We start from the raw sequence: 19,333 nt of genomic DNA, 5'->3' as shown, positions 1-19,333 counted from the left end.
CCGCCCCCTACGGCACGCGGGCGATCACGTACCGGAAGATGTTCGGCAGCCACACGGTGCCGTCCGGGCGCTCGTACGGGTGAAGCGCCTCGGCCAGCTCCTTCTCGACCTGCGCAGGATCGGACGAGGACTCGTACAGCCCCGTCGACAGCAGCCCCCGTACCGCGCTGTCCACGTCCGCGTACCCGAAGGGGCAGAACACCCGCCCCGAACCGTCGGGCGCGAGCCCCGCCCGCGCCACCGCCGCGTCCAGGTCCCGCGGCGCGGGACCCCCGCCCAGCACCGCCGGCACCGTGCACCGCTCCGTCGGCCCCCAGTCGGCCAGCACCACCGCCCCGCCCCGCCGTACCGCGGGCAGCGCCGCGTCCAGGGCCGCCGCGGACGGCGAGAAGGCCAGCAGCACGTCGTAGGGGCGCGGGCCGTCCGGAGCGGCCGGGACCACCTCCAGCAGCCGCTCGCGCGCCAGCGCCCGCCGCGCCGGATCCGCCTCCACCCCCGTGGCGGCGGCTCCCCGGCCCGCGGCCAGCAGCAGGGCCAGCCCGGACCCGCAGTCCAGGCCGAGCAGCCGGTCGCCCGGCCCGACCTCCAGCCGGTCGTAGACCGCTTCGTACAGCGGTACCAGCATCCGTTCCTGGATCTCCGCCCAGTCACGGGCGACGAGCGTCGCCGTCGGCGTCGGTGTCATCGAAAGAGCGCTCCTGATTCCTTGTCGCCCCCTGGCCCCCGTTGTTCAGAGAACTCCCCATTCGCCCCCGCGTCCAGAGGAGTGCGCCACCCGATTCACGCATCGAGTGCCCGGCGCCGTACCATTCGCGCCATGGCAAAGGCACCCGTTCTCACCCCCCAGGCGGAGGATTTCCCCCGCTGGTACCAGGATCTGATCAACAAGGCCGAGCTGGCCGACAACGGTCCGGTACGCGGCACCATGGTCATCCGACCGTACGGCTACGGGCTGTGGGAGCGGATGCAGCAGGAGATGGACGCGCGCATCAAGGACGCGGGCGCCCAGAACGCGTACTTCCCGCTGTTCATCCCCCAGTCGTACCTGACCCGCGAGGCCGAGCACGTCGAGGGCTTCGCCCCCGAGCTCGCGGTCGTCACGCACGGCGGCGGCAAGGAGCTGGAAGAGCCGGTCGTCGTCCGGCCCACCTCCGAGACGATCATCAACGACTACTTCTCCAAGTGGGTCCAGAGCTACCGCGACCTGCCCCTTCTCATCAACCAGTGGGCCAACGTGGTCCGCTGGGAGATGCGCCCGCGCGTGTTCCTCCGTACGAGTGAGTTCCTCTGGCAGGAGGGCCACACCGCCCACGCCACGTACGAGGACGCCCGCGACTACGCCGCCCGCATCCACACGGACGTCTACGGCGACTTCATGACGAACGTGCTCGGCATCGACGTCGTGCTCGGCCGCAAGACCGCCAAGGAGCGTTTCGCCGGCGCCATCAACACCCTCACCCTCGAGGGCATGATGGGCGACGGCAAGGCCCTGCAGCTGGGCACGAGCCACGAGCTCGGCACCAACTTCGCCAAGGCCTTCAACACGCAGTACCTGTCGAAGGAAGGCAAGCAGGAGCTCGTCTGGCAGACCTCGTGGGGCGTCTCGACCCGCATGGTCGGCGGTCTGATCATGTCCCACGGTGACGACAACGGCCTGCGCGTCCCGCCGCGCCTGGCGCACGTCCAGGTCGTCGTCATGGCGATCAAGGGCGACGAGGCCGTCACCAAGGTCCGCGAGCTCGGCGCGCAGCTCAAGGCCGCCGGCCTGCGCGTGCACGTGGACGACCGCGTCGACACCCCCTTCGGCCGTCGCGCCGTGGACTGGGAGCTCAAGGGCGTACCGGTGCGCGTCGAGATCGGCCCCCGCGACCTGGAGGCCGGCACCGCGATGCTGGCCCGCCGGATCCCGGGCGGCAAGGAGGCCGTGCAGATCTCCGACCTCGCCGCCCTGCTGCCCAAGGTGCTGGAGGAGGACCAGGCGCAGCTGCTGCGCGAGTCCCGCGAGCGCCGCATCGCCCGCACCTCCGACGTCTCCACCATCGAGGAGGCCGCCGAGGCCGCCGTCGCGGGCGGCTGGGCGCGGATCCCGTGGGCGGACCTCGGCCCCGAGGGCGAGGCCAAGCTGGCCGAGCAGGCCGTCTCCGTACGCTGCCTGATCGCCGAGGACGGGTCGGTTCCGGAAGCGGACGACGCCCCCGGTACCCTCGCCGTCGTGGCGCGCTCGTACTGATCGCCACCGGCCGACCAGGGCCCGGCCCCGGCGCACGGCACGAGCCGTGCGCCGGGGCCGGGCCTTTTGGTCGACGTTACGTACCGAGTCCTCCTGGGATCGGCCCACCCGTCCTCGTCAGGACGCATGAGACTGAACTGACTGGTACGTGCAAAAAATTTGGAATGGCCCGGAATCGGAACACCGGGGCACCCCGGCTCGTTGTCACGACGTGAGCACGACACCACCTGTTCTCGCCGCAGAGCTGGCGCAGGCGTGGGCCGACATTCAGCGGTACCACCCCGAGCTGCCTGACCTTGCCGCGCCCGAGTCCCTGATCGGAGAGTCCTCGTCCGCCTGCGGCGCCGAGCTCTCCTTCGAGCGACTGCTGCACGAGGCAGTCCACGGCATCGCCGCCGCCCGCGGAGTACGCGACACCTCGCGGGCAGGCCGCTACCACAACCGCAGATTCCTCGCGATCGCCGAGGAGATGGGGCTGGACCACTCCGACGAGCCGCATGCCAGCAGCGGCTTCTCGCTGGTCTCGCTCAATCCCGAGGCGAAGAAGCGCTACCGTCCCACCATGGAGCGGCTGCAGCGCGCACTGAAGGCGCATACGGCCGCGACGGCCGCCGACACCAAGCGCAGCTTCCGCGGGCCGGCCGCCCGGCACGGCTCCTCGGGTGGCGGTGTCCGCGTCAAGGCGGTCTGCGACTGCGGGCGCAACGTGCGGGTGGTCCCCTCCGTGCTGGCCCAGGCGCCGATCGTGTGCGGCGGCTGCATGAAGCCGTTCCGCATCCCCGAGGTGGCCCTCTCCGCCGCCGCTTCCTGAGCCCGGCGGACTCCCCGCGAGAAGCGCCGCAGGCATGTGGCACAATGGCTAGCTGTACTCGACAGTCGCATAGGACCCCTCTCTCCTCCGGCTGACGCGTCCATCGGGCACCCGAGTACCGCAACCCCACGTGGCATCTCATGTGCCCAACCACGTCAAGTTCAGGAGACACCACTCCAGTGGCAGTCAAGATCAAGCTCAAGCGCCTCGGCAAGATTCGCCAGCCGCACTACCGCATCGTCGTCGCCGACGCCCGTACCCGTCGGGACGGTCGCGCGATCGAAGAGATCGGTATCTACCACCCGACGTACAACCCGTCGCGCATCGAGGTCAACGCCGAGCGTGCGCAGTACTGGCTGTCGGTCGGCGCCCAGCCCACCGAGGCTGTGCTCGCCATCCTGAAGCTGACCGGTGACTGGCAGGCGCACAAGGGCCTCCCGGCCCCCGCGCCGCTGCTGCAGCCGGAGACGAAGGAGAGCAAGCGCCGCTCCTTCGACGAGTTCGCCAAGGCCCTTGAGGGCATCGGCGAGACCAAGGGCGAGGCCATCACGCAGAAGGCGAAGAAGGCCGACAAGAAGGCGGACGAGGCTGAGGCCGCCGCCGAGTCGACCGAGGCCTGATCATGCTCGAGGAGGCTCTTGAGCACCTCGTAAAGGGCATTGTGGACAACCCCGACGAAGTGCAGGTCGCCTCGCGCAACCTGCGTCGTGGGCAGGTGCTTGAGGTCCGGGTCCACCCGGACGACCTCGGGAAGGTGATCGGCCGCAACGGCCGCACCGCACGTGCCCTGCGTACCGTCGTGGGCGCCATCGGCGGCCGGGGGATCCGCGTCGACCTCGTCGACGTGGACCAGGTCCGCTGAGACTTGGTTCATCGAGAACGTGAATCACCGGCACGGGCCGGGGAGGGCATTCGTGCCCGCCCCGGCCCGTCGTCGTCTGAACAGGAGAAACTGGTGGAGCTGGTAGTCGCGCGGATCGGCCGCGCCCACGGGATCAAGGGTGAGGTCACCGTCGAGGTGCGGACCGACGAGCCGGAGCTGCGGCTGTCGCCCGGCGCCGTACTGCGGACCGAACCGGCGTCGGCGGGTCCGCTGACCATCGAGACGGGCCGCGTGCACAGCGGCAGGCTGATGCTCCGCTTCGCCGGCGTCAAGGACCGCACCGCCGCCGAGGCGCTGCGCAACATCCTGCTGATCGCCGACGTCGACCCGACCGAACTCCCCGAGGAGGAGGACGAGTACTACGACCACCAGCTGATGGACCTGGACGTCGTACTCGAAGACGGCACCGAGATCGGCCGGATCACCGAGATCTCCCACCTGCCCTCGCAGGACCTGTTCATCGTGGAGCGCCCCGACGGCACCGAGGTGATGATCCCCTTCGTCGAGGAGATCGTCGCCGAGATCGACCTGGAGGAGCAGCGCTGCGTCATCACGCCGCCGCCCGGGCTGATCGACGACCGCGCCGAGATCGTCTCCACGCGCGACGCCGAGCCCGAGGGCGACGCCTGATGCGTCTCGACGTCGTCACGATCTTCCCCGAGTACCTGGAGCCGCTGAACGTCTCCCTCGTCGGCAAGGCGCGGACCCGCGGGCAGCTCGACGTACACGTCCACGACCTGCGGGACTGGACCTACGACCGGCACAACACGGTCGACGACACCCCGTACGGCGGCGGTCCCGGCATGGTCATGAAGACCGAGCCGTGGGGCGAGGCCCTCGACTCCGCCCTGGCCGACGGGTACGAGTCCGGCGCGCGCGGGCCGGTCATGGTCGTCCCCACGCCCAGCGGCCGCCCCTTCACCCAGGAACTGGCCGTCGAGCTCTCCGAGCGGCCCTGGCTGATCTTCACGCCCGCCCGGTACGAGGGCATCGACCGCCGCGTCATGGACGAGTACGCCACGCGCATGCCGGTCTACGAGGTCTCCATCGGCGACTACGTGCTGGCGGGCGGCGAGGCCGCCGTCCTGGTGGTCACGGAGGCGGTGGCCCGGCTGCTGCCCGGCGTGCTCGGCAACGCCGAATCGCACCGGGACGACTCCTTCGCGCCCGGCGAGATGGCGAACCTGCTGGAGGGGCCGGTCTACACGAAGCCCCCGCAGTGGCGCGGCCGGGACATCCCGGACGTCCTGCTCAGCGGCCACCACGGCAAGATCGCCCGCTGGCGCCGGGACGAGGCCTTCCGCCGTACCGCCCGCAACCGCCCCGACCTGATCGAGCGCTGCGAGGCCTCCGCCTTCGACAAGAAGGACCGCGAGATCCTGAGCATCCTGGGCTGGCGGCCCGCCCCCGACGGCCGATTTTGGCGTAGGCCGGAGGCCGTGGAAGAATAGGCGCCTGCTGTGTGCTCGCGGACGCCCCTGCCACAGGGGGACAGTCGTCCGACGCGTGACGCGGCTCCCGAATTCTCTCCGGAAACCCGCACCGGCGGCCTGTGGCGTCGTGCGAAGAAAGCAGACGAAGAACATGTCTCACCTGCTCGATGGCGTCAACGCCGCCTCGATCCGCTCCGACGTCCCGGCCTTCCGCCCGGGTGACACGATCAACGTGCACGTCCGCGTCATCGAGGGCAACCGCTCCCGTATCCAGCAGTTCAAGGGTGTTGTCATCCGTCGCCAGGGCTCTGGCGTCTCCGAGACCTTCACCGTTCGCAAGGTCTCCTTCAGCGTCGGCGTCGAGCGCACCTTCCCGGTGAACTCCCCGATCTTCGAGAAGATCGAGCTCGTCACCCGCGGTGACGTGCGTCGCGCCAAGCTGTACTTCCTCCGTGAGCTCCGCGGCAAGGCCGCGAAGATCAAGGAGAAGCGCGACCGCTGATCTCCTCTCCGGGTCCCGGAGGCGGCCGGATAGGCTCCCTCTCGATGGACACCGAAGCAGAGCTCACACAGCGCGGCCACTCCTCCCCCGAAACGGGGGAGGGGCGGCCGCGTTCTGCGTTGTGGGGGCGCGGGGCCCTGCCCGGGTGGCGGGCCTTCCTGACCTTGCGGGGCGCCGCCGTGCTCGGCGTGCTCTGCACGTGCTTCCTGCTGCTGCTCAGCAATTTCGTCGTACAGCCCTTCCTGATCCCGAGCCGGTCGATGGAACCGACGCTGCGGGTCGGGGACCGGGTGCTGGTGAACAAGCTGGCGTACCGTTTCGGTGAACAGCCCCGGCGCGGGGACGTGGTGGTCTTCGACGGCGCGGGGTCCTTCGTACGGGAGAGCGCCGAGGGAAACCCGGTCGGCGAGGCCCTGCACGGTGCGGCCGCCGCGCTCGGGATCGGCGAGCCCTCCGAGACCGACTTCGTGAAGCGGGTCGTGGGTGTCGGCGGGGACGACGTGGTGTGCTGCGACGCCGGCGGGCGCATCAAGGTGAACGGGGTCGCCGTGGAGGAGCCGTACCTGTATCCCGGAGACGCGCCCTCGAAGGTGCCCTTCCGGATCGTCGTGCCCCTTGGGACCCTGTGGGTCATGGGTGATCATCGTTCCCAGTCCCGGGATTCCCGGGACCACCTGGGGGAACCGGGCGGGGGGATGGTGCCGGTGGAGAAGGTGATCGGGCGGGCCGACCGGATCGGCTGGCCGGTTTCGCGCTGGGGGTCCATTTCCGGGGCTCCCGCCTCCGCGGCGCCTTCCGGCGGCGGTCATGGGTAGCCGGGGGCGGCCGAGAGGCGGCCGGGTCCCCGAGCCGGAGCCGGAGCCGGAGTCCGAGCCGCGGCGGGCGCCCCAGCCCCCGCCCGCCCCCCCGTTCTGGCGCGCACCCGAGACTCCGGGCGGCGGCCCCGAGCCCCGGCGCGAGCCCCGGCCCCTGCGCGAGCCAGAGCCAGAGCCCGCCGCGGTCCCCGAACCGCCGGTACGGGAGCCCGGGCCGCAGCGGGGGGCCAAGGTGCGAGCCGTCGCGGCCGAGACCGGCGGCCGGGCCGAGCGGCGCCGGCTGGCGCGCCGGGTCAAGCGGCGCCGGCGTACCCGCCGGGTGGGCGAGGTACCGCTGCTGATCATCGTGGCGCTGTGCATAGCGCTCGTCCTCAAGACCTTCCTCGTCCAGGCCTTCTTCATCCCGTCCGGATCCATGGAGCAGACGATCCGGATCGGCGACCGCGTGCTCGTCGACAAGCTGACCCCGTGGTTCGGCTCCGAGATCGAGCGCGGCGACGTCGTGGTGTTCAAGGACCCCGGCGGCTGGCTCAAGGGCGAGGCCGCGCGCCCGCCCGAGGACCCGGTCGGCGTCAAGCAGATCAAGGAAACGCTGACCTTCATCGGCCTGCTGCCCTCCGCCGACGAACAGGACCTGATCAAACGGGTCATCGGCGTCGGCGGGGACACCGTCGTGTGCTGCGACGCCAAGGGCCGCGTCACCGTCAACGGGACGGCGCTCGACGAGCCGTACGTGAGCCCCGGCAACGCACCCTCCGAAATCCGGTTCGAGGTGAAGGTCCCCGAGGGCCGGCTCTTCGTGATGGGCGACCACCGCGCCAATTCGGCCGATTCCCGCTACCACCTCGACGAGGCCTTCGACGGCACCATCGACGAGAACGGCGTCGTCGGACAGGCCGTCGTCATCGCATGGCCGTTCGACCACTGGCGCAAGCTCGAACAGCCGGCGACCTTCCGTTCGGTCCCCGATCCGGCCCCGAGCGGGCGACGCGGCCGCCGGGGGCGCCGCCGGGGCCCGCCGTTCGCATAGTGTGTCCTCGGTCTCCCGCGCCTTAGGGAACTCCCGCTCGTTAAGGGAGGGGAGGGCCCGTGCCCGATTCGGCGCGGGCGGCGATCTGCGAGGTTGAGGAGTGGATGTGGGGGATGTGGCGGTAGGCGCGCGATCCGGACGCGACGAAGGCGAGGAGCGGCCGGACGATGCCGAGCGCGAAGCCGAGGACAGTGGTGCCGAGGCGAAGCCGCACCGCTCGTTCTGGAAGGAGCTCCCGCTCCTCATCGGCATCGCCCTGCTGCTCGCCCTGCTGATCAAGACCTTCCTGGTGCAGGCGTTCTCGATCCCCTCCGACTCGATGCAGAACACCCTGCAGCGCGGCGACCGGGTGCTCGTGGACAAGCTGACCCCGTGGTTCGGCTCGGAGCCCGAGCGCGGCGAGGTCGTCGTCTTCCACGACCCCGCGAGCTGGCTGGCGGGGGAGCCCACCCCGGAGCCCAACTTCGCGCAGCAGGTCCTCAGCAAGATCGGCCTGATGCCGTCCGCGGACGAGAAGGACCTGATCAAGCGGACCATCGCCATCGGCGGTGACACGGTCGAGTGCAAGAAGGGCGGACCGGTCGTCGTCAACGGCAAGGAGCTCGACGAGCCGTACATCTACCCGGGCAACACCCCGTGCGACGACGCCCCGTTCGGTCCGATCACGGTCCCCAAGGGCAAGATCTGGGTGATGGGCGACCACCGGCAGAACTCGCAGGACTCCCGCTACCACATGCAGGACTCCACCCAGGGCTTCGTGCCGGTCGACAAGGTCGTCGGGCGGGCCGTGGTCGTGGCCTGGCCGATCACCCGCTGGGCGACCCTGCCCATCCCGGACACCTTCGACCAGCCGGGCATCGGGAACCAGACCAAGGCGACCGCCATGGGTCTCGGGGCCGCCGGGCTGGCGCCCGTCGGGCTCGGTCCGGCCGCGCTGGGTCTCGCCGGAGCGGTTCCGGTCGTCATGTGGCGCCGGCGGAGGCTGACCGGCGGGACTACCGGCAGGTAGGGTGCCGCCCAGGTCGTCGATCCCGGAAGTGTGGGGCGCTGCAATGGGCGAAACGCTGAATACGCGGACAAGCGGTACCGGGGGCATACGCGGTACCGGAGCAACACGCGGCGGCAAGGACGGCCGCGGCGGTCTCGGCAACGTGCTGTCGGGAGTCGCCGTGGCCGTCGGCTTCGTCCTCTTCCTGGGCGCCTTCGCCTGGGGGGCCTTCACCTACCGGCCGTACACGGTGCCGACCGACTCGATGATGCCCACGGTGAACCCCGGGGACCGCGTGATCGCCCAGCGCATCGACGGCGGTCAGGTGCGGCGCGGCGACGTGGTCGTGTTCACCGACCACCTGTGGAGCGACTCGCCCATGGTCAAGCGCGTCGTCGCCGTCGGCGGCGACACCGTGAAGTGCTGCGGGGCGGGCGGCCGCCTCACCGTGAACGGCCAGGAGCTCGACGAGACGTACCTCGCACACACCGAGCTCGCCCCGGAGGCCGCGGCCGCCGGGCCCGTCCCGGCCTCCGACACGCCCTTCGAGGTCAAGGTGCCCGAGGGCAACCTCTTCCTGCTGGGCGACCAGCGCGCCGCCTCCCTCGACTCCCGCTCCCACCTCCAGGAGGCCGGCCAGGGCACCGTGCCCCGGTCCGCGGTCCAGGCCCGGGTCGACGCCCTCGCCTGGCCCACGGTGAAGATGCTGGAGCGGCCCGCCACGTACGCCTCCCTGCCCGGCGGGACCTCGAAGCCGGGGCCCCTGCGCCTCCAGCTGGCCGCGGTGGCGGCCGGAGCCGCCCTGGTGCTGCTGGGGGCCGCGTACGGGCCCCTCGTGCGGATCCTCGGGCGCCGGCGGCGACGGGAGCCGGCGGGTGCCCGCTGAAGCGGCCGCCGCCGGCGGCCCCCGCCAGGTGTCCCGGGTGATCCTGCTGGACCCCGCGGACCGGATCCTGCTGCTCCACGGTTTCGAACCGGACAATCCCGCGGACCACTGGTGGTTCACCCCGGGCGGCGGACTCGAAGGCGACGAGACCCGGGAACAGGCGGCTCTGCGGGAGCTCGCCGAGGAAACGGGGATCACCGAGGTGGAGCTGGGGCCCGTGCTGTGGCACCGGTACTGCTCCTTCCCGTTCGACGGGCGGCGCTGGGAGCAGGACGAGTGGTACTACCTGGCCCGCACCACGCGGACACGGACCGACATGGGCGGCCTCACCGAGCTGGAGCGGCGCAGCGTCAGCGGTGCCAGGTGGTGGACCTCCGAGGAACTTCTCTCGGCCCATGAGACGGTGTATCCGACCAGACTCGCCGAGCTGCTCCGTACGCTGCTCGACGACGGTCCCCCGGGTACGCCGGTGGTCCTGGCCCCGGAAATCGTTTAGGGGCGCAGGGGCCTGGCGCACAATAGGGGGACGCACGGCTGAAGGGGAACATGCCATGAGCGCCGAGGACCTCGAGAAGTACGAGACCGAGATGGAGCTGAAGCTCTATCGCGAGTACCGCGACGTCGTCGGGCTGTTCAAGTACGTGATCGAGACCGAACGTCGTTTCTACCTCACGAACGACTACGAAATGCAGGTGCACTCGGTCCAGGGGGAGGTGTTCTTCGAGGTCACCATGGCCGACGCCTGGGTGTGGGACATGTACCGGCCGGCCCGCTTCGTGAAGCAGGTACGGGTGCTGACCTTCAAGGACGTGAACATCGAGGAGCTCAACAAGAGCGACCTCGAACTGCCGGGCAGCTGACGCCCGGCCCTTCGCCGCCTGCGCGCCGCCCGCGCGCCCACCGCCCCCGGCCTCCCCGGATTCACCCGCACGGGTGAGCGGGTTGTCCACAACGCCCCGACTGTCCACCAAGATCCACAAGGTGGGCGGGGCCGCGGGATCGTCGGGGCGGAGGTGGTGCCCGATGAACGCGAAGGGCGTGGCACAGCAGGCATTGGGGCGGTACGGCGAGGAGCTCGCGGCGCGACGGCTCGCCGAATCCGGGATGACGGTGATCGCCAGGAACTGGCGGTGCCGCAGCGGGGAGATCGACATCGTCGCGCGCGACGGGGACGCCCTCGTCGTGTGCGAGGTCAAGACACGCCGCGCGGGCGATTTCGAACACCCCATGGCCGCCGTCCGGCCCGGCAAGGCCGAACGGCTGCGCCGACTCGCCGGGCGATGGCTCGCCGACCACGGCGGACCACCCCCCGGCGGAGTACGGATCGACCTCGTCGGAGTCCTGCTGCCCCGGCGCGGCGCGCCCGTGGTCGAGCACGTCCGGGGGGTGGCGTGATGGGCTTCGCACGAGCCTGCTCGGTGGCCCTGGTCGGCGTCGACGGGGTGGTGGTGGAGGTCCAGGCCGACCTGGAGCCCGGACTCGCCGCCTTCACCCTGGTCGGACTGCCCGACAAGACCCTGACCGAGAGCCGCGACCGGGTACGGGCCGCCGTCGTGAACTCCGGCGCCACCTGGCCGCAGAAGAAACTCACCGTCGGGCTCAGCCCGGCCTCCGTACCGAAATCGGGCGCCGGATTCGACTTGGCCGTCGCGGCGGCCGTGCTGGGCGCGGCCGAAGTGGTCGACCCGGCCGCCATCGCCGACCTCGTGCTCATCGGGGAACTGGGGCTGGACGGCCGGGTGCGGCCGGTACGGGGCATCCTGCCGGCGGTCCTCGCCGCTGCCGACGCCGGATACCGGAACGTGGTGGTGCCCCAGCAGTGCGCCACCGAAGCCATGCTCGTACCCGACGTCAGCGTCCTCGGCGTCCGCAGCCTGCGCCAGCTGATCGCGGTCCTCACCGGCGGGGAGGTCCCCGCGGAAGAACCACCGGATCCCCCGGGCCGCCCCGACCCGATGCTGGCCGGACTGGTGGTCCCCGGCGCGGGCATCGGCACCGGAATCTCCCGCGACCGGAACCGGGCAGAAGAGGGCGACACCCCGGACTTCCCCGACCTCTCCGACGTCGCCGGTCAGCACGGCGCCCGCCGCGCCCTGGAAGTGGCCGCCGCCGGCGGACACCACCTCTTCCTCAGCGGACCCCCGGGAGCCGGCAAGACCATGCTGGCCGAGCGGATCCCCTGGATCCTCCCGCCGCTGTGCCGGCAGGACTCCCTGGAGGTCACGGCCGTCCACTCCGTCGCCGGGGTCCTGCCGCCCGGCGAACCGCTCGTCGCCCGGCCCCCGTACTGCGCACCCCACCACTCGGCGACCATGCAGTCCCTGGTCGGCGGCGGAGCGGGCGTACCGCGGCCGGGCGCCGTCTCCCTGGCCCACCGAGGCGTGCTCTTCCTCGACGAAGCCGCCGAATTCAGCACCAAGGCGCTCGACGCGCTGCGCCAGCCCCTCGAATCGGGGCACGTGGTCATCGCCCGGGCCGCCGGGGTGGTACGACTGCCGGCCAGATTCCTCATGGTCCTCGCGGCCAACCCCTGCCCGTGCGGGCGCCACACCCTCCTCGGGGCCGGATGCGAATGCCCGGCCTCGGTGATCCGGCGCTACCAGGCCCGGCTGTCCGGACCCCTCCTGGACCGGGTCGACCTGCGGGTCGAGGCCGAGCCCGTCACCCGCTCCGACCTGCTGGGGCGCGGCGGCCGCGGGGAGAGCACCGCCGCCGTCGCCGACCGGGTGCGCGAAGCCCGGGACCGCGCCGCGGCCCGGCTCGCCGACACCCCGTGGCGGCTCAACGCCGAAGTGCCCGGGCACGAGCTGCGCACCCGCTGGCAAGCCGCCCCCGGGGCACTCGCCCAGGCCGAACGGGACCTGGAGCGCGGACTGCTCACCGCCCGCGGACTGGACCGGGTGCTCCGGGTCGCCTGGACCGTGGCCGACCTGCGCGGCCGCGACCGCCCCGACGCCCTGGACGTGGCCGTCGCCCTGGAACTGCGCACCGGCATCGCCCGCGGCGCGGCCCTGGCCATGGGAGCAGGGACATGACCCCCGCCGGACCGGCCGACGCCGCGACCGGACCGGAGAGCGGGCCCGGGACCGGCGCCGAGCCCGATCCCCAGGTGCTGGCCCGGGCCGCGCTGACACGGGTACTGGAGCCCGGCGACGAAACCGGCGGGCGATGGCTGCGCGAGCACGGCCCCGTCCGGCTGATACGGCTGCTGACCGGCCAGGACAGCGAGACGGCGGCCCTGACCGGGGTGAGCGAGCAGCGGCTCGCCGGCTATCGCAGACGGGCCGCGCTCGCCGACCCCCGACGGGACCTGGCGACCGCCGCCCGCAGCGGCGGCCGGTTCGTCTGCCCCGGCTCCGCCGAGTTCTGTTTACAGTTCGCGTGTTGCCCAAGGTCGTGTTGCGCGTGTGGGGGTCTGTGTTGTGGATGAGTGGCGTCTGTATTGGGTGGGCGACGGCGGTACACCCAGCGGTTCGGGAGCGGATGCTCTCGCCGCGTGGGAGGACCTCAGTGAGCGTGAGCGGGCGCTGGGGTTCCGGGACCGGCAGCCGATCTTGCTTTCGCCTCTGGGCCGGGTCGACGCGCGAATGACCGAGATCTTCCGGCGCGGGCGCTTCGCGGTGAAGGCTTTGGGCACGCAGGAGTCGTACGTGACGGATCTCCGGCTGTTCTTCACGTTCCTGTGGCAACGAGGTCTGAACTGGGACCAGGCAACAGCCGAAGATCTTGAGGACTGGGAGGACTGGCGGCTGCGTGGAGCCGGTAACCCGAGCCTGATCGGTGGTTCGAAATGGGGTCGTGAGCTGGCCGCAATGCGGTTGTTCTATGACCTGGCTGTCGAACGTCAGTACATGCAGGTCAGCCCCGTCCGGACCCGCTCGGTCGTGACCCGCGACGGCGCGATAGCCGAGGTCGCCGAGCTGGCGCCGAAGGACGTACGCGCTTCCAACGTGAAGTGGCTGACGCCCCGCGCCTACCGGCTGTGGCGTGATGTGGGGCTCGGGGGCCTGCTGCCAAGCGGGCTTGAGGACGAGAGCTGGCGGGGTCGCAACGATGGCCGGGACACCGCCTTCGCGGATCTTGTCTATTCCACCGGGCTTCGGCGCCGGGAGTCGGGCACGTTGCTCACGGCCGAACTGCCCCCACTCGGGGACCGGCGCTACTACGCCGGGAACGTGGCGAAGGCGGTCGCCAAGCGGGCCGGTCGCTTCTTCTACGCCAGCCATGGGGCCTTGCAGGGCGTGGAGACCTACCGGATCACCACGCGGGCCCAAGCAGTCCGCCGGGCTCAGCACCGTGGGCTCTACGAGCAGGTCGAGGGCCGGCGGATCGTCGAGGAAGTCTCCAGGCGGGGGCTGGTTCGCTGGACGGAGACGAGCGGCCAGGGCGGGCGGGCCCATCTGGACACGCTGACCGACCGGCAGCGGCTGCTGCTGTTCGTCCGGGGAGAAGACGGGCTGGAACCGGCGATGGTGTGGCTGGCGGAGTCCGGTCTGCCGATGCGCTACCGCGGCTGGAGCAAGGTCTTCGAGCGTGCCAGCGATCGCTGCCAGGCCCATGACCTGGGCGTATGGGCCACACCGCACATGCTGCGGCACTCGATGGCTCTTCGCGTTCTGCTCGCACTCAACCGCGCATTGGATCGCCGTCTGGGCCTGGACCCGGCTCAGCGTCGGAACTACGAAGACATCTACGGAAATGTATGGGTGATGGTGAAGGACCTGCTGGGACATGCCTCGGAGGAGACAACGCGGGAGGTCTACCTTGAGCCGCTGCGTGGACTGCAACTTGAGTCGCTTCTGAACGATGAGGACAACCCGAGCAACGAGGAACTGCTGGCTGACCTTGCTGCCCGCACCGGCCTGATCGTGGATGCGGCGTGACGGCCCGCAAGCGCGGGGCGGTCCTGCCCCCAGCGGATTACCGGCGGCCTCAGGCCCTCGACGCCTCCGGGCTGATCGTCCGGCCCGTCAACCAGGGCGGGCTGTCGCTGGGCGTCTACGACTTCACCGACAGCCCCGGGCCCGAGCAGATGAAGCGTGAGCTCGTGGCCGCCTTCGCCGCCCGAGGCCTGCGGCACTGGGGCAGTGAGGACACCTACCGCACCCGGGCCAAAGGGCTGAAGACGTTCATAGCCTGGGCGGCGGAACTCGCCCCCCCGATCGCCTCGATGGCCCAGTTCACCGTTTCCCACTGGAAGCAGTGGCGGCTGACGGGCAGCGTCGACCGGGCCGCCGTCGGCGTCCTGCTCGCAGAGATCGAGTCGCTGCCGGAGGCGACGAAGAACGCCGTCACCGCCCGCATCCGGCGCAAGAAGCCAGCGATCAAGACCGGGTACTCCCGCGCGGAACTGAAGGTGATCCGGTCCGCGGCGGCCAAGACCGTCAGAACGGCCCGTTTGCGGATCGCGGACAACGTCACCCTGCTGGAACGGTGGCGGGCCGGTGCCGCGGACTTGGAGGACGAGGACGCTCGGTGGGGCGAGCTGCTGGACCACATGGCCCGCACGGCCGACGCCCCGCGCCTGCCCTGCGGGCAGATGCCGGACCGCGTCAAGAAGGTGATCGTGAAGGAGGGCTTCGGCCGGGCGATATCCCGGCTGTTCCCAACGCCCACGGAAATGGGGGCTGCCGCGATCCTGCTGGCCTGCCACGAAGCGTGGAACATGTCGGTGCTGGAGAAGATGGAGATCCCCACGTACTGGCCGAACGCGGACCAAAACGCCGATGAGCCTGCAGTCCACCACGTTGCCACCGACAAGCCCCGGCGCCGGGGACGGCGCCACAACACCAACAACCTGGTCAACGCCGGCGAAGGCAGTGCGGGCCAGGCCATGCAACAGGTCCTCGACATGTCCGCCCAGGCACGGGCGACCCTGGAGCAGTTGGGGACGCCCTCTACCTCGCTGTTCCTGGCCCGCCGGATCACACCTGGTGCAGCGAAGGTCCGTGGGCCGTTTACCGACGGCCGAGGGCTGGATTGGGCGATCAGGACCTGGGTCCGCCAGCAGGAAGCAGCCGATCCGGACTTCCCTCCAAGAGTGGCCACGAGCACCGTCCGCCATTCGGTCCAGGTCATCCACGGCGGACCGCGCAACAACACCGAGACCGTCCACCGCGACGTCTACCTCATGCAGGACCAAGGAGTACGCGACGATGCCGCCGTCATCGTCGCCGAGGCCCTGAGCGCCGCCGTTGCCCAAGCCCGAGCCCAGGTGCAGATGCGTGTGATCGTCGAAGACGACGGCAGCCGGGAGCCGGATGCCCAGGAGATCGCCGAGCAGACCGGGATCGGGACCGAGACCGCCCAGGGAGTCGTCAGCGGACTCCTGGACACCCCGGTCGCCGCCTGCACGGATTTCGAGCACAGCCCCTTCACCCCGTCGGGTCCGTGCTCGGTGTCATTCCTCTTGTGCTTCGCCTGCCCCAACGCTCTGGCCACAGGGCGGCACCTGCCGCGGATCATCTACCTCCACCAGGCCCTGGAAGCCCAGCGTTCGGTGGCAACCGAGTCCGCCTGGCTCCAGGACTGGGCCGCCCACCATGCCCGGGTCGCCGACCTGCTCGACAAGCACTGCCCCGCCGAAGCCCGCCCCGCGCTCTTGGCCACGCTCAGCGACCACGACCGCAACCTGGTCGACCGCATGCTCGAAAGGAGGCTCGACCCATGATCGGTGAAGCAGCCGCACCCATATTCGCCGGCATCAGGCTGGTGGACCCGTCAGACGACACGCCGGTCATCCCCGTCGGGCGGCTTCGGCCGGGCATCGACCTCGCACGCGTCTCCGTGTTCGGCGACCGGCGCTGGACCTTGTCGGACATGGAACACAAGCAGACCGGTGAGACCAAGTTTATCGACTGGGACACCTTCCCGGAGCCCTTCCAGGCGTCATTGCGGCGCATCGGATGGGCCGTGATCAACATCGAGACCCCGGACGTGCTGCTGCGACGCGCCCGCACGACATCCCGCCCCTTGATAGCGGCGGGGACGGTCCAGCACGCGGCGAAGGCATGGCGGGAGTTCACACGCTGGCTGGTCGAGCGGCAGGTGACCGAATTCGACCAGGTCGACCGGGCCGTCACGGAGGACTTTGCGTCCATGATCGCCGCGAAGGGCAGGACGTATGCCCACGACAGAAACGTCTTGCTCGCGATCACTCGGATCTGGGCCTACGCGCCGTTTCTGCTGCCGCAGGACCGGCTGGTGATGCCCCCGTGGGACGACCCCGGTGCTGAGCTTACGGACTTCCTCGGTGAGAACGATGGCGGCCGGGGGGAGAACACGACGGAGGTGATCCACCCGGCGACCATGTCACCTCTCCTGGTCTGGTCCCTGCGTGTCGTCACCGATCTCGCGCCGGACATCCTGGCCGCCATCGCGGAACACCGGCGCCTGTTGGCCCGTATTCCGGCTGCAGTGGCGGGGCCGGCCAGAGGTGTGCTGGAACGATATTTCGCGGACCTGAGGGCAACGGGCCGGCCGATCCCGGTCTATGCCGACTCCGTCGCTGACCGCCGCGCGAAGGCCACGCTCGCCCGCACCGGCCACGATCGGGGTCAGCGGCCGGGGGTGAACCAGACGTTCATCGCGGGCACGCTGGGCATCCACAAGTCGCAGGTCGCCAACTTCATGCGCGATCACCCGGAGGCGTGGGCGGACCTGGAGTTCGGCAGTGGCGCGTTCTTGGACATCCCGGTGACCGGAAGGATCGACAGCAAGCGGTGGACGGACGGCGTCGACTTCGCCGAGGTCAAGGATCTGACCCTGCATCTGGTCACTGCCTCGCTGGTGGTCATAGCGTATTTGTCTGGAATGCGGCAGGAGGAAGTCCTCCATCTGGAGCGTGGATGCGCCCACCGTGAGACACGCGGGGACGGCACCATCCGCTACCGCGTCAACGGGCGGCACTTCAAGGGTGTCACCGACGAGGACGGCAACACCGTCCCCGAGGGCGAGATGCGACCCGAGCCATGGACCGTGATCGAGCTGGTCCACCGCGCCATCGAGGCAGTCGAGCAGGCACACGACGAGACCCTGCTGTTCCCCTCCAGCATCAGCAAGCAGCGCCGGCCTTCGGCGCATCACGGCGAGGCCATCCGCACCGGCTGGGTGAAGGACCGGATCGGCTACCTGATGGCCTGGGCGAACGGGCTGGCCGCCGCCCACGGGCGGGATCACGAGGTGATCCCGCCCGATCCCCAGAACAGCTTGACGCTGGGGCGGTTCCGCAGGACCGTCGCGTGGTTCATCTACCGGCGGCCGGGCGGGCGCATCGCCCTGGGGCTTCAGTACGGCCACGTCGGCTCCTCCATGGGAGAGTCGTACGGGAGCCGCAGCAAGTTCGACATGCTCAGCGTCCTGGACTTCGAGGAGAGCCTGGCGGTCGCCGAGACCCTGGCCGAGGCGGGTGACCGGCTTGACGCCGGAGAAGGAGTCAGCGGCCCGGCCGCGGGCCGCTATCTGGCCGCCGCCCAGGAGTTCCGGGCGGCCTACGGGGGAGGCTTCCTCACCCGGCGCCAGCACACCGCGCTGAAGGCCAACCCGCGGTTGCGTGTCTACGAGAGCGAGAACGCACTCCTGACCTGCAACTTGGACCCCTTCAAGGCGTTGTGCGATCCGGATCTCGGCCGGGGGACCGGCCTGCGGACCCCGAGCTTCAACCGCTGCAACCCGGCCTGCACGAACATCTCGCGGACCGACACCCATATCAAGCGCGCGCAAGCGGAGAAGCAGCAGCTGGCCGAAGAACTCGCCGACGGATTGAGTCCGCAGCCCGTGGCCCTGCGCCTGGAGCAACGGATCGAAAAGCTCGACCTGATCATCGAGTCGCACGGCGCGACGCGCCACCAGCCCGCCCTGACCACTGAGGAGGCGTGAATGACCCAGACCCAGTCCACCACCGAGCCCGCCGCGACGGCGAGCATCGCCCAGACGGTCGGGGCTGTGCTGGCCCAGGCATCCGCCGCGGCCAACCCGGACAACCCGCAGGACGCGGCGGAGATCCAGGCGATCACGGACGCGATGGTCCGGTTGCTCGTCGGGATCCCATTGCGGTCCGACGGCCAGCTGACGGTGAAGTCCCTGGCCGAAGAGGCCGGGCTGCGGCGCAACAAGCTCACCCACAAGCACACCGGCCTCAAGGATCTGTTTTATGCCCTGATCAGGGCCCAGGACGTCCAGCCGAAGGCCGCCGACGCTCTGAAGCGGAACAACAACGAGCTCACGGCGCGGCTCAAGAAGGCCCGCGAAGAATGCGATCAACTTCAGACCCAGGTGAAACAGCTGGTCCGTGTCATTCAGGTGCTGGAAGTGGAGAACCACCAGTTGCGGGAGTCCGCCGGTCAGGACGGAGTGGTGAGGGTCTTGCACCAGCGCTGACCGGCGGCCTGCTTGAGGGCATCAGGCCGCGACCCCGAGTTCCGTGCGGGTGCGGTGGATGAACTCGCGGATCCGCGTCAGGCCCGGCCGCCTCTACGGCCAGGAGTGGCAGGCACCACCTGGATCAACGGCTGGAACGGGGGCTTGGTGCACCAGGTGAACCTCATCCAGTAGTGGTGGCCGAGGGAATTCTCCAGCATGCCGATGAGCATCCGGTCGGCCCCGATGGCGACGAGGGATTTAAGGACGTCGGAGTCGACGTACATCCCTGGTTCCTCGTCATCCGAAAGGTGGTCGATGAGGAACTGGAGCTGTTCTTTGGAGACCTCACCGATCTTGCTGTGGTCGTCGAAGCGGTTCAGCAGATACATCGTTCA

The 19,333-nt window shown here is 70.4% G+C and carries 22 protein-coding genes; 20 read left to right on the top strand and 2 right to left on the bottom strand.

Annotated elements, in window-relative coordinates; translation table 11 throughout:
• Window positions 1-7: 7 nt before the first annotated feature.
• A complete protein-coding gene (locus tag CP980_RS09455) occupies window positions 8-685 on the bottom strand; it encodes a methyltransferase type 11 (protein WP_150527974.1) in 678 nt (225 codons plus the stop codon).
• 132 nt (window positions 686-817) lie between these two features.
• On the opposite strand from CP980_RS09455, the gene proS reads away from it, so the two are divergent.
• The 20 genes from proS (at window position 818) to CP980_RS09355 (ending at window position 18,956) form a co-directional block, all read left to right on the top strand.
• Window positions 818-2,230, top strand: a complete 1,413-nt coding sequence (gene proS / locus CP980_RS09450) for a proline--tRNA ligase (RefSeq protein ID WP_132757060.1) — start codon at window positions 818-820, stop codon at window positions 2,228-2,230.
• 211 nt (window positions 2,231-2,441) lie between these two features.
• Window positions 2,442-3,041 (top strand): hypothetical protein, encoded by a 600-nt coding sequence (locus tag CP980_RS09445; RefSeq protein ID WP_099889267.1) that lies wholly within the window; start codon window positions 2,442-2,444, stop codon window positions 3,039-3,041.
• Window positions 3,042-3,220: 179 nt separating this feature from the next.
• Window positions 3,221-3,661 (top strand): 30S ribosomal protein S16, encoded by a 441-nt coding sequence (gene rpsP / locus CP980_RS09440; RefSeq protein WP_030162461.1) that lies wholly within the window; start codon window positions 3,221-3,223, stop codon window positions 3,659-3,661.
• Window positions 3,662-3,663: 2 nt separating this feature from the next.
• The gene (locus CP980_RS09435; RefSeq protein WP_030011889.1) at window positions 3,664-3,903 is read left to right on the top strand and encodes an RNA-binding protein; all 240 of its coding nucleotides are present in this window, start codon (window positions 3,664-3,666) and stop codon (window positions 3,901-3,903) included.
• A 93-nt stretch (window positions 3,904-3,996) separates the two neighbouring features.
• Complete coding sequence (rimM, locus tag CP980_RS09430; RefSeq protein WP_099889266.1) at window positions 3,997-4,554, top strand: ribosome maturation factor RimM; 558 nt, start codon at window positions 3,997-3,999, stop codon at window positions 4,552-4,554.
• Entirely contained in the window at window positions 4,554-5,375 is an 822-nt protein-coding gene (gene trmD, locus CP980_RS09425; protein ID WP_150527973.1) for a tRNA (guanosine(37)-N1)-methyltransferase TrmD, read from the top strand. The genes rimM and trmD overlap by 1 nt, the downstream gene beginning before the upstream one ends.
• Window positions 5,376-5,508: 133 nt before the next feature.
• Window positions 5,509-5,859 (top strand): 50S ribosomal protein L19, encoded by a 351-nt coding sequence (rplS, locus tag CP980_RS09420; RefSeq protein WP_008737520.1) that lies wholly within the window; start codon window positions 5,509-5,511, stop codon window positions 5,857-5,859.
• Between the two features lie 44 nt (window positions 5,860-5,903).
• The gene (gene lepB / locus CP980_RS09415; RefSeq protein WP_132757066.1) at window positions 5,904-6,674 is read left to right on the top strand and encodes a signal peptidase I; all 771 of its coding nucleotides are present in this window, start codon (window positions 5,904-5,906) and stop codon (window positions 6,672-6,674) included.
• 232 nt (window positions 6,675-6,906) lie between these two features.
• A complete protein-coding gene (lepB, locus tag CP980_RS09410) occupies window positions 6,907-7,704 on the top strand; it encodes a signal peptidase I (protein ID WP_373313007.1) in 798 nt (265 codons plus the stop codon).
• 115 nt (window positions 7,705-7,819) lie between these two features.
• Entirely contained in the window at window positions 7,820-8,713 is an 894-nt protein-coding gene (lepB, locus tag CP980_RS09405) for a signal peptidase I (protein WP_165937292.1), read from the top strand.
• Window positions 8,714-8,756: 43 nt separating this feature from the next.
• Window positions 8,757-9,578: a signal peptidase I gene (lepB, locus tag CP980_RS09400; protein WP_150527971.1), complete on the top strand. Its 822-nt coding sequence runs from the start codon at window positions 8,757-8,759 to the stop codon at window positions 9,576-9,578.
• Complete coding sequence (locus tag CP980_RS09395) at window positions 9,568-10,074, top strand: NUDIX hydrolase (RefSeq protein ID WP_099889260.1); 507 nt, start codon at window positions 9,568-9,570, stop codon at window positions 10,072-10,074. The genes lepB (CP980_RS09400) and CP980_RS09395 overlap by 11 nt, the downstream gene beginning before the upstream one ends.
• Window positions 10,075-10,129: 55 nt before the next feature.
• Window positions 10,130-10,438 (top strand): DUF2469 domain-containing protein, encoded by a 309-nt coding sequence (locus CP980_RS09390; protein WP_006139554.1) that lies wholly within the window; start codon window positions 10,130-10,132, stop codon window positions 10,436-10,438.
• Window positions 10,439-10,601: 163 nt separating this feature from the next.
• Window positions 10,602-10,973, top strand: coding sequence for a YraN family protein (locus CP980_RS09385; RefSeq protein WP_123512336.1), 372 nt, complete (start codon window positions 10,602-10,604; stop codon window positions 10,971-10,973).
• The gene (locus tag CP980_RS09380; protein ID WP_150527970.1) at window positions 10,973-12,613 is read left to right on the top strand and encodes a YifB family Mg chelatase-like AAA ATPase; all 1,641 of its coding nucleotides are present in this window, start codon (window positions 10,973-10,975) and stop codon (window positions 12,611-12,613) included. The genes CP980_RS09385 and CP980_RS09380 overlap by 1 nt, the downstream gene beginning before the upstream one ends.
• Entirely contained in the window at window positions 12,610-13,008 is a 399-nt protein-coding gene (locus CP980_RS35535) for a hypothetical protein (RefSeq protein ID WP_189999149.1), read from the top strand. Before CP980_RS09380 ends, CP980_RS35535 begins: the two co-directional genes overlap by 4 nt.
• A 157-nt stretch (window positions 13,009-13,165) precedes the next feature.
• The gene (locus CP980_RS09370) at window positions 13,166-14,461 is read left to right on the top strand and encodes a site-specific integrase (protein WP_150527969.1); all 1,296 of its coding nucleotides are present in this window, start codon (window positions 13,166-13,168) and stop codon (window positions 14,459-14,461) included.
• Entirely contained in the window at window positions 14,458-16,248 is a 1,791-nt protein-coding gene (locus tag CP980_RS09365) for a hypothetical protein (protein ID WP_150527968.1), read from the top strand. Before CP980_RS09370 ends, CP980_RS09365 begins: the two co-directional genes overlap by 4 nt.
• Complete coding sequence (locus CP980_RS09360) at window positions 16,245-18,455, top strand: hypothetical protein (RefSeq protein ID WP_150527967.1); 2,211 nt, start codon at window positions 16,245-16,247, stop codon at window positions 18,453-18,455. Before CP980_RS09365 ends, CP980_RS09360 begins: the two co-directional genes overlap by 4 nt.
• The gene (locus tag CP980_RS09355; RefSeq protein ID WP_208834780.1) at window positions 18,456-18,956 is read left to right on the top strand and encodes a hypothetical protein; all 501 of its coding nucleotides are present in this window, start codon (window positions 18,456-18,458) and stop codon (window positions 18,954-18,956) included.
• A gap of 77 nt (window positions 18,957-19,033) precedes the next feature.
• On the opposite strand, the gene CP980_RS09350 is transcribed toward CP980_RS09355, so the two are convergent.
• Window positions 19,034-19,327 (bottom strand): hypothetical protein, encoded by a 294-nt coding sequence (locus CP980_RS09350; RefSeq protein ID WP_150527966.1) that lies wholly within the window; start codon window positions 19,325-19,327, stop codon window positions 19,034-19,036.
• Window positions 19,328-19,333 lie beyond the last annotated feature (6 nt).

It is taken from the genome of Streptomyces vinaceus, from assembly GCF_008704935.1.
Taxonomy (GTDB): domain Bacteria; phylum Actinomycetota; class Actinomycetes; order Streptomycetales; family Streptomycetaceae; genus Streptomyces; species Streptomyces vinaceus.
The sequence above is the reverse complement of the archived record's forward strand: the minus strand, read 5'-3'. Positions and strand labels throughout refer to the sequence as shown.

Coding starts and splice junctions, on each gene's coding strand:
- CP980_RS09455 (WP_150527974.1), bottom strand. CDS start 685: ATGACACCGACGCCGACGGCGACGCTCGTCGCCCGTGACTGGGCGGAG.
- proS (WP_132757060.1), top strand. CDS start 818: ATGGCAAAGGCACCCGTTCTCACCCCCCAGGCGGAGGATTTCCCCCGC.
- CP980_RS09435 (WP_030011889.1), top strand. CDS start 3,664: ATGCTCGAGGAGGCTCTTGAGCACCTCGTAAAGGGCATTGTGGACAAC.
- trmD (WP_150527973.1), top strand. CDS start 4,554: ATGCGTCTCGACGTCGTCACGATCTTCCCCGAGTACCTGGAGCCGCTG.
- rplS (WP_008737520.1), top strand. CDS start 5,509: ATGTCTCACCTGCTCGATGGCGTCAACGCCGCCTCGATCCGCTCCGAC.
- lepB (WP_132757066.1), top strand. CDS start 5,904: ATGGACACCGAAGCAGAGCTCACACAGCGCGGCCACTCCTCCCCCGAA.
- lepB (WP_150527971.1), top strand. CDS start 8,757: ATGGGCGAAACGCTGAATACGCGGACAAGCGGTACCGGGGGCATACGC.
- CP980_RS09390 (WP_006139554.1), top strand. CDS start 10,130: ATGAGCGCCGAGGACCTCGAGAAGTACGAGACCGAGATGGAGCTGAAG.
- CP980_RS09385 (WP_123512336.1), top strand. CDS start 10,602: ATGAACGCGAAGGGCGTGGCACAGCAGGCATTGGGGCGGTACGGCGAG.
- CP980_RS09380 (WP_150527970.1), top strand. CDS start 10,973: ATGGGCTTCGCACGAGCCTGCTCGGTGGCCCTGGTCGGCGTCGACGGG.
- CP980_RS35535 (WP_189999149.1), top strand. CDS start 12,610: ATGACCCCCGCCGGACCGGCCGACGCCGCGACCGGACCGGAGAGCGGG.
- CP980_RS09370 (WP_150527969.1), top strand. CDS start 13,166: ATGACCGAGATCTTCCGGCGCGGGCGCTTCGCGGTGAAGGCTTTGGGC.
- CP980_RS09360 (WP_150527967.1), top strand. CDS start 16,245: ATGATCGGTGAAGCAGCCGCACCCATATTCGCCGGCATCAGGCTGGTG.
- CP980_RS09355 (WP_208834780.1), top strand. CDS start 18,456: ATGACCCAGACCCAGTCCACCACCGAGCCCGCCGCGACGGCGAGCATC.
- CP980_RS09350 (WP_150527966.1), bottom strand. CDS start 19,327: ATGTATCTGCTGAACCGCTTCGACGACCACAGCAAGATCGGTGAGGTC.